The following is a 7882-nucleotide window of genomic DNA, read 5'->3' as shown; positions in this document are numbered from 1 at the left end:
ATCCTGCTTCCGGAGTTGGTTTGCTAAGTGTTGCTACTGTACCCCTTGGTTCTTTAACAGGCTGTATCTCCTCCTCCGACAGCAAGCCCGTTGACACAGCAGAGTAGCTTGGTAGCCCCGTACTCAGCGCGCCGTGCCGCTAGCGCGAGTAGTGCGGAGCAGAAAACCCTTCGAGCGACTTGAGTTGCTTGCTAAGGCTACAATTGCTCCTAGGCAAGCACCTACCCCGGTGAAAGACCCGGACAGTGCCAAAAGCCAGTAAGTAAGCGGAACCTTGAGACTGGGTCCCAAGGAACCGTCTAGGGGCGTCTTGACAGCGCCTTTGCGAGTCCGTCTGTGGGCTGCGTAAGAATCCCCCGACTTTAGTCGGTGGGAGTGTCAACTTGTATCCATCTCAGGACACGTGGCTATGTACAACAATCGTCGCGGTTTTCTGCGTTGGCTGGCGCTTGGTTTTGGCTCGCTGGTGGGCCTGTTGCCTGCCTCGGCTCAGCGCCGTTTTAACCGTGCCATTGCCCAGGGTGCTGCTTCGGGCCCCAAAGGGGCTGAGCCGGAGTTCGTTAAAGTGGCAACACTGGAAGATCTCAAAGAAGGCCCCTTCAAGGTAGAAGACGCCTTTGGGAAGAACACCGCCACCCTTTGGTTGGTCGGGGATCCTCAAAAGTCAGACTCGCTGCTGGCTCTGGATGCAGCCTGTCCCCATGCCGGCTGCGACGTAGACTGGCGGGGGGAGAACTTCGTCTGCCCCTGTCATGGCTCAGCTTTTGCCGCCGATGGCAGCCGTACCCGTGGACCAGCCAAGGCCGACCTAACCGCCTACAAAGTTAAGGTGGAGAAAGGGGAAATCTTCGTGGCCAGAACCTGACCTTGTCCCCCAGAGTTAACCAAACTAGCCAGCAAGGGGTCGAGCCTGCAAGGCTGCCCATGATTTGTCCCCAGCGCTTCTTGTTTGTCTCCACCCCCGTTGGGCCTCTGGGATCGGGGGGTGGGGGCGGGGTAGAGCTCAACCTTGTCAACTTGGCGCGTAGCCTGCTGGAGAGGAGAGCCGAGGTGTGCGTGCTAGCCCCCGAGGGATCCCACAGTGCCGACTTGCCAGAGGGAGTTATCGAGACAGTTACAGGCCTCCCCCCGCCCTATGCCCAAAGCCAGCGCCGCGACCAGCCGGTCTGTCTCTCCACCCCTTCCCTAGTGGCCAACCTATGGCAGCGGGCTGCCCAATTGCAGGATCAGTTCGAGCTCATCGTGAACTGGAGCTACGACTGGCTCTCCTTCTACCTGACGGATTTTTTCCGCACCCCCCTGGCCCATATTGTCAGCATGGGATCCCTTAGCGACGCCATCGATCAGGCCCTGGAGCACATTGCCTACCGCTACCCAGGCCGGCTGGCAGTGCACTCGCGGGCGCAAGCCCAGACCTTTGCCTTTGCCCGCGCCCAGATGGCGGCGGGGCGGGATCCCTTTGTCTATTTGCCCTGCGGCGTCGACCTCAGCCGCTACGACTTTGTGGCGGAGGGAAACGGATCCCTGTGTTGGGTTGGCCGCATTGCCCCAGAAAAGGGCCTGGAAGACTGCGCCGCCCTGGCCGAGAAGACGGGAAGGCCGGTACTGCTCCTGGGCCACCTGCAAGACCCAGCCTACTGGCAGCAGATTCAAAAACGGTACCCACGGGCCCAATTGGATTACCGGGGTTTTTTGCCCACTTCCCAGATGCAGCAGCTCTTGGGCCAATGTTCCGCCTTGATCATGACGCCCAAGTGGGTGGAAGCCTTTGGCCTGGTGGCAGTGGAAGCCTTGGCCTGTGGCGTGCCGGTGATTACCTACCGCCGTGGGGGGCCAGCGGAAATTGTTAGCGATGGCGAGACTGGCTGGGTGGTGGAGCCAGACGACGTGGCGGCCTTGGCAAGGGCTGTAGAACGCCTGGATAGCCTCGACCGCAGCCGCTGCCGACACCAGGTAGAACAGCACTATTCCCTACCGGCCATGACGGAGCGGTTTTTGGCCTGGAGTGAGCAAATTGTCCGGAATCCGATCCCAGCCGCTCGCGAGGGAGGGGACAGGCAATGGTACTATTAACTTGATTTTGGTGCCTGGGGCCGGATGACCAGCCCACTGATGCGAAGCTTCGACTCACGATGGGGAAACCACCATGACGACTGGGAAAGGATCTGTTGCGCTGGTGCGACCAGAGGTTCGTCGGCGGTCACAGGTTCTGGGAACGCAGGTGATTAGCCAAGCCAATGCAGCCCGACTCGGAGTAGTTAGCGAAGTTTGGGCAGATCTGGAAGCCAAGCAAGTGCTGGTGCTGGGGGTGCTGGAGAAAGCCTTTGCCGGATCCCCACGGTTGCTGGACCTACGGCAGGTAACGGCCTTGGGCCAAGATGCCATCCTCATTCCTAGTGATGAAGTTTTCGACGACTTGGACTTGCAAGGCCTAAGTCGAGTGGTTGGCAGCGAGGTGGTTACGGAAGAAGGGATCCGCCTTGGAAAAGTCAAAGATTTCGAATTTAACTCCGTCTCTGGCCTGATCACAGGCCTAATCCTCTCTAACCTCGGCCTTACCTTTTTGCCCGGCTTCATCCTCAGCACCTATTTGCTTTCTGCGGATGAGATCGTCTCAGTTGGCGGCGATCGCCTTATCGTTGCTGATGGCGCCGAAACCCGCCTAGCCCAACTGACCAAGGGAATTTTGGAAACCCTGGGACTGGGTAAGCCCTCTTGGTTACCCGAAACTGGCTTCGCCCCCGCCCTGCCCAGGGCTGTCGATGACTACTCTGCCGTCGAGAAAAACTACGAGGAAGAATACGACGAGGAAGGCGAACAAGAAGACGATTACCCCGAAGAAGAGCCCGAACTCCAGGGCGAAGCAGGGTCTCCCCGTCAGCCCGAGCCTGTTCCTGCTCCTGAACAACCAGAGTGGGAGCAGGAGTACGTCCAGGCAGAAGCCCCCCCTTCCGAGCCAGCTCCTGAGTCTGCCCCCACCCCTCCTAGCTCCCCTCTGGATATCGACCCCTGGGAGAAAAATACTGGGGAGCCAACCTGAGCTGCTGCGCCCGGCTTACCTAGAAACCGCAGGAGCCCTGCCCTGTACCCGTAGGGGTACGTTCGGGAGGAATGCGCCCTGATGATACTGGGAACTCCCCCTGAATTAGAAGAACCCCAGCAACCAGGTCCCAGGCCAACGGCGCAATCCTTGTAACCGGCAGTCAGTCTGGTTGCTGCAGCAATCAAGGCGAAGGGATCCCCTATGCCGGCAGGGCAGCTTCGGCTTCGCCCAAAAAGCGCAAAGCTACTGACAAGAAGGCCTGCGGCGCTTCGATGTGAGGAAAAGCAGCCCCTGGCAGTCGATAGATCGGCACCTCTGGGCGCAAAGCGCGATACCGCTCCGCCTGTTCCAATCCGGTGAGGCGGTTGTTTTCTCCCCAGACCAGAGCCAGCGGCTTGTCCACCACGCGAAAGTCCTCCTGAATGGGCAGGTTAAGCTTGCCGGTCAAAAAAGAACGGGGGGCAAATTGGGCCCCCGCCTGGTGAGCCGCCTGATAGTAGTAATCCACCACCGTCTCATCCAGAGTGTACCCAGGAGAGAACAGGCTCTGCTCCGTAAATAGACGTACACTCCAGGGGGTGGTGATGGCGTTGTAAAAGGCCAGCCCCAAAACCGGCAGGCTGAGGATCCCGTAGATCGCCTCAGCCAAAGGGATCCCTAGCGCCTCGGGGATGAGGCTGTTGTCTCCTAGAGGGGCGATGAGTAGCAGCTTCTGCCAGTGGTGAGGTTGCAGCCGGGCCGAACGCAGCACAAACCCTGCCGAGAGGGAGTTGGCGATGGCGTGGCAGGGGCGCCCGATCACCTGCTGGACAAAATCCCCGATCATCCGGGCATATAGATGGCCAGTGTACTCCAGATCGGGGCGCTCCGAGTTGCCCCAACCTAACCAATCCAAAGCATAAACCTGATAGTGCTGGCTCAGCTCCGCCATGATGGCGCGGAACTCGTAGCTGGAAGAGCCGGCCCCGATGCCGTGCAGCAGCAACAAGGGCTGGCCGGATCCCGCCACTTTGTAAAACAGGCGATGGCCGCACCAAAAATGGTGTCTCTCCTCCCCCGGCAAGAGGCTGGGCAAAGGCTGGGTTCGAGAAGCAATCCAGGCGTTGAGAACGGCCAAGGCGCTCACCCCGCTGGCTGCAACCCAGAGACCGGTTTTGAGAACTTGGCTCAGCTCCTTCATGCTCAGCGGCCCCAGCTAAGGCCAGGGATCTACTTTTTCTTGAGGCGGTAGGTGATGCGCCCTTTGTTTAGGTCATAGGGGCTGAGCTCGACCTTGACCCGGTCGCCGGGCAAGATCTTGATGTAGTTGCGGCGGATCTTGCCGGAGATGTGGGCGAGGACGTTAAAGCCGTTGTCCAGATCTACCCGGAACATGGCGTTGGGCAAGGACTCGGTAACCACCCCTTCCACTTCGATGGCGTCTTCTTTAGACAAGGAACCCTCCTTAAAACAACACAACAGAAGTAAGCGACGCTAAACCCGCTCTGTTAAGAGCGAGTTAAGAGCTGAAACAATACTCCACCTCTTCTATCCTAGCCGTTGCCGCCCTCCAGCAGGGGATCCCTAGGACTGAAAAGGGGTGCGATCCGTCAAAATCTCAGCCCCAGAGTCTGTGATCAAGACAGTGTGCTCAAACTGGGCCGACCAAGAGCCATCCACCGTAACCACTGTCCAGCCATCCGACAGCACCCGTGTGGCCTCTCCTCCTGCATTCACCATCGGCTCGATTGCCACTGTCATGCCAGAGCGCAGCTTGGGATTGGGAAGGTCGCGGGTGCGGTAGTGGGGAAACTGCGGCTCCTCGTGCAAGTTGCGCCCCACGCCGTGGCCGACGTACTGCTTCACCACGGAGTAGCCCCGCCCCTGGATATAGTCCTCGATGGCGCCTGAGACATCCTGTAGCCAGACGCCGTGGCGCACGTGGTCAATGCCCGTCTGCAGCGCTTTGGCTGCTGTGTCGATCAGGTCGCGGGCGGCATCGCTGAGGGGCTCTAGGCCAATGGTGATGCAAGAGTCGGCATGCCAGCCTTCGACCATGGCGCCAAAATCCACCTTGACAATGTCCCCCGGCTGCACCACTTTGCGGGGACTGGGGATCCCATGTACCACCTCATGGTTGACGCTGACACAGACACAGGCGGGAAAGCCGTAGTAGCCCTTGAAGCTGGGCAGGGCGTTCAATTCGGCCACCCGTCGCTCGGCATAGGCATCGATGTCTGCCGTTGTCCAGCCCGGCTGCAGGCACTCCGCGATCTCCTGTAGCACCTGGGCTACCACCCGCCCGGCCCGCCGCATCTTCTCCACCTCCCGGCGGGATTTGATCTCGATGAGCTGCATGCCCCGCCGCAGGGATCCGGGCTGGGAGGGATTTCCGGCCCCCGTTTTGATCACGCTGTCCTCCTGAAGCCTTCCAAGAGAGCCCGCAGATGCTCTTGTACCGATTCCATCGGCTGGTTGCCATCGATCCGTCGCAGACGACCTTTGGCCTCATAAAAGTCGATCAAGGGAGCCGTTTGCTCCCGATACACCTGCAAGCGTTTGAGGATCACCGCCTCGTCCGCATCGTCGCTGCGCCCCTGCTCTTTGCCGCGGGCCAACAGCCGTGCCACCACCACGTCATCCGGCACTTCCAGGTTGAGGACGTGGTCGTAGTCTTGCCCCAACTCCCGCAACAGCTCTTCCAAAGCCTCCGCCTGCGCCAGAGTGCGGGGGAAGCCGTCTAGGATCCAACCCTGCGCTGGCGAGTGTTGCAACTGGCCTTTCACCATCCCGATTAACACCTCGTCAGGCACCAGCTCTCCCGCATCCATGTACACCTTAGCCTGGCACCCCAGCGGCGTTTGGGCTTTCACCTCTGCCCGCAGCAGGTCGCCTGTGGAAATTTTGGGCGTGTGGTAGATCGCTGCCAGCCGCTCTGCCTGGGTGCCCTTGCCCGCTCCCGGCGGCCCCAAAAAGATTAACCTCGGCACTATTGCTTGACCATCCCTTCGTAACGCTGCGAAATGACGTAGGTCTGGATCTGCTTGGAGGTCTCGATCGCCACCCCCACCAGGATGAGCAGCGAAGTTGCCCCCAAGCCCTGAAAAGTGGTGATGCCGGTCGCCCGCTCCACCGCCGTCGGGATGATGGCCACCGCACACAAGAACAAGGCCCCCAGCAGGGTCAGCCGGTTAAGGATCCCTTCGATGTACTCGGCAGTGGCCTTGCCCGGTCGGACTCCGGGAATGCTGGCTCCCATCTTCTTCAAGTTTTGCGCCAGATCCACCGGGTTAATGATCAAAGAGGCGTAGAAATAGCTGAAAAGGAGGATCAGCACGAAGTAGAAGGGAATGTAAAACCAAGAAGTAGGGGCCAAAAGGTTGGCCACCTGCACCAACGTTAGGTTCTGGGTGTACTGGGCCAAGGCAAAGGGCAGGGACATCACCGAGTAGGCGAAGATGATCGGCATCACGCCCCCCTGGTTTAGCCGCAGGGGCAGGTAGCTCTTCTGCTCGCGGAATAGCTTGTTGCCCACCTGGCGCTTGGCGTAGACAATGGGGATTTTGCGGCTGCCCTCCTGGACGAAGACAATGCCGACAATGGTGGCTAGGAAGACGGCCATTAACACCAAGATGCCGCCAATGGTGCTGCTATCAGCGCGGGCCAGGCTGATGGTCTGACCCAGGGCGCGGGGCAGCGTGGCGACAATGTTGACGAAGATCAACAGCGAGGGACCACTGCCCACCCCCTTCTCCGTGATCATCTCCCCCAACCACATGACAAACATGGAACCTGCCGCCAGGGCCAGGGTGGTGGAGGCCATGAAGGCCAACTCGTTGCTGGTGTTGGCAAACTCCCGCACCCAGAAGGAGATGCCGATGCCCTGGATGATGGCCCAAATCAGGGTAACGTAGCGGGTGTACTGGGAAATCTGTCGCCGCCCCTGCTCCCCCTCGTTCTTCTGCAGGTTCTCCAGGGCCGGAATGGCCGAGACCAGCAGTTGCATGATGATGGAGGCGTTGATGAAGGGCAAGATGCCAAGGGCGAAGATCCCCAAAGCGGAAATACCGCCGCCCGAGAAGACATCCAGAAAGCCAAACACGGGGCTGTTGGCGGCTTCGGCGGCAAAGCGAGCCCGGTCAATGCTGGGGATGGGAATGTAAATGCCCAGACGCACCAACAGCAACAGGCCTAGGGTAAGAAACAGACGGCTGCGCAGGCCAGAGGCCATGGCCATCTGCATGAAGGTCTCTTGGGCGGAGGGAGCGGAGCCTCGTGTGTCAGCCATAAATGTAGAAAACCTCGCGGAAGGGAAAGGCAAGGTGAGCTATTTACCACTCTACGCTGCCGGTGGGAAAGTCGGCAAAATAGAGAAGCTGCAAACTGCGGCCCAATTTTAGGATCCGGCGGAAGCGGCCCGGGATCCCCCAATCTCCACCCGACCCCCCGCTGCCTCGACTTTAGCTCGGGCTGAGGGGGTGATGGCAGCCGCTCTGATCGTCAGGGGCACGCCCACTTCCCCGTCTCCCAAAATCTTCAGCGGGCCATCGTTGGTGGTCACGATCCCCAACTCCATCAAGCTTTCCAAGCTGACCTCGCTGCCGGCGGGCAACTTGGCCAAAGCGCGCAGGTTGATCAAGGTGTACTGGGGGCGCCGCACGTAGCGGGGGAAGTGCTTAAGTTTGGGCAGCCGCCGATAGAGGGGGGTCTGCCCTCCCTCAAAACCAGGCCGGGGACCGCCCCCTTTGCGCGCCTTCTGTCCCCGCATTCCCTTGCCACAGGAGGCTCCCTGTCCAGCAGCGATGCCACGGCCTAGCCGCCGCCGCCGCCGCGTCGAGCCTGGTTGGGGGCGAATGTCTT

At 60.0% G+C, this 7882-nt stretch carries 9 protein-coding genes; 3 read left to right on the top strand and 6 right to left on the bottom strand.

The window, feature by feature from the left end; genetic code table 11:
• Window positions 1-409 precede the first annotated feature (409 nt).
• The 3 genes from NW835_RS09810 to NW835_RS09800 all read left to right on the top strand — a co-directional run bounded on the left by NW835_RS09810 (window position 410) and on the right by NW835_RS09800 (window position 3040).
• Window positions 410-865, top strand: coding sequence for a ubiquinol-cytochrome c reductase iron-sulfur subunit (locus NW835_RS09810; protein ID WP_414363785.1), 456 nt, complete (start codon window positions 410-412; stop codon window positions 863-865).
• Window positions 866-924: 59 nt separating this feature from the next.
• Window positions 925-2073: a glycosyltransferase family 4 protein gene (locus tag NW835_RS09805; protein WP_414415180.1), complete on the top strand. Its 1149-nt coding sequence runs from the start codon at window positions 925-927 to the stop codon at window positions 2071-2073.
• Between the two features lie 73 nt (window positions 2074-2146).
• Complete coding sequence (locus NW835_RS09800) at window positions 2147-3040, top strand: PRC-barrel domain-containing protein (protein WP_414415179.1); 894 nt, start codon at window positions 2147-2149, stop codon at window positions 3038-3040.
• A gap of 202 nt (window positions 3041-3242) precedes the next feature.
• On the opposite strand, the gene NW835_RS09795 is transcribed toward NW835_RS09800, so the two are convergent.
• From NW835_RS09795 to rplO, 6 genes are all read right to left on the bottom strand, one after another.
• Window positions 3243-4223 (bottom strand): alpha/beta fold hydrolase, encoded by a 981-nt coding sequence (locus NW835_RS09795; RefSeq protein WP_414415178.1) that lies wholly within the window; start codon window positions 4221-4223, stop codon window positions 3243-3245.
• A 29-nt stretch (window positions 4224-4252) separates the two neighbouring features.
• Window positions 4253-4477, bottom strand: coding sequence for a translation initiation factor IF-1 (gene infA, locus NW835_RS09790; RefSeq protein ID WP_011430026.1), 225 nt, complete (start codon window positions 4475-4477; stop codon window positions 4253-4255).
• A gap of 129 nt (window positions 4478-4606) precedes the next feature.
• On the bottom strand, window positions 4607-5380 hold the full coding sequence (map, locus tag NW835_RS09785) for a type I methionyl aminopeptidase (protein ID WP_414363838.1): 774 nt from the start codon (window positions 5378-5380) through the stop codon (window positions 4607-4609).
• A 50-nt stretch (window positions 5381-5430) separates the two neighbouring features.
• Entirely contained in the window at window positions 5431-6012 is a 582-nt protein-coding gene (locus NW835_RS09780; protein WP_414415177.1) for an adenylate kinase, read from the bottom strand.
• Window positions 6012-7310, bottom strand: a complete 1299-nt coding sequence (gene secY, locus NW835_RS09775; protein ID WP_414363789.1) for a preprotein translocase subunit SecY — start codon at window positions 7308-7310, stop codon at window positions 6012-6014. The genes NW835_RS09780 and secY overlap by 1 nt, the downstream gene beginning before the upstream one ends.
• A 108-nt stretch (window positions 7311-7418) precedes the next feature.
• The coding region (gene rplO, locus NW835_RS09770) for a 50S ribosomal protein L15 (protein WP_414415176.1) at window positions 7419-7882 on the bottom strand (464 nt) is incomplete at its 5' end.

It is taken from the genome of Synechococcus sp. OH2 (genome assembly GCF_047462155.1).
Taxonomy (GTDB): Bacteria; Cyanobacteriota; Cyanobacteriia; order Thermostichales; family Thermostichaceae; genus Thermostichus.
Note: the sequence above shows the minus strand (reverse complement) of the source record. Positions and strands in the feature narration are given on the sequence as shown.

Coding starts and splice junctions, on each gene's coding strand:
- NW835_RS09810 (WP_414363785.1), top strand. CDS start 410: ATGTACAACAATCGTCGCGGTTTTCTGCGTTGGCTGGCGCTTGGTTTT.
- NW835_RS09795 (WP_414415178.1), bottom strand. CDS start 4,223: ATGAAGGAGCTGAGCCAAGTTCTCAAAACCGGTCTCTGGGTTGCAGCC.
- secY (WP_414363789.1), bottom strand. CDS start 7,310: ATGGCTGACACACGAGGCTCCGCTCCCTCCGCCCAAGAGACCTTCATG.
- NW835_RS09805 (WP_414415180.1), top strand. CDS start 925: ATGATTTGTCCCCAGCGCTTCTTGTTTGTCTCCACCCCCGTTGGGCCT.
- NW835_RS09800 (WP_414415179.1), top strand. CDS start 2,147: ATGACGACTGGGAAAGGATCTGTTGCGCTGGTGCGACCAGAGGTTCGT.
- map (WP_414363838.1), bottom strand. CDS start 5,380: ATGCAGCTCATCGAGATCAAATCCCGCCGGGAGGTGGAGAAGATGCGG.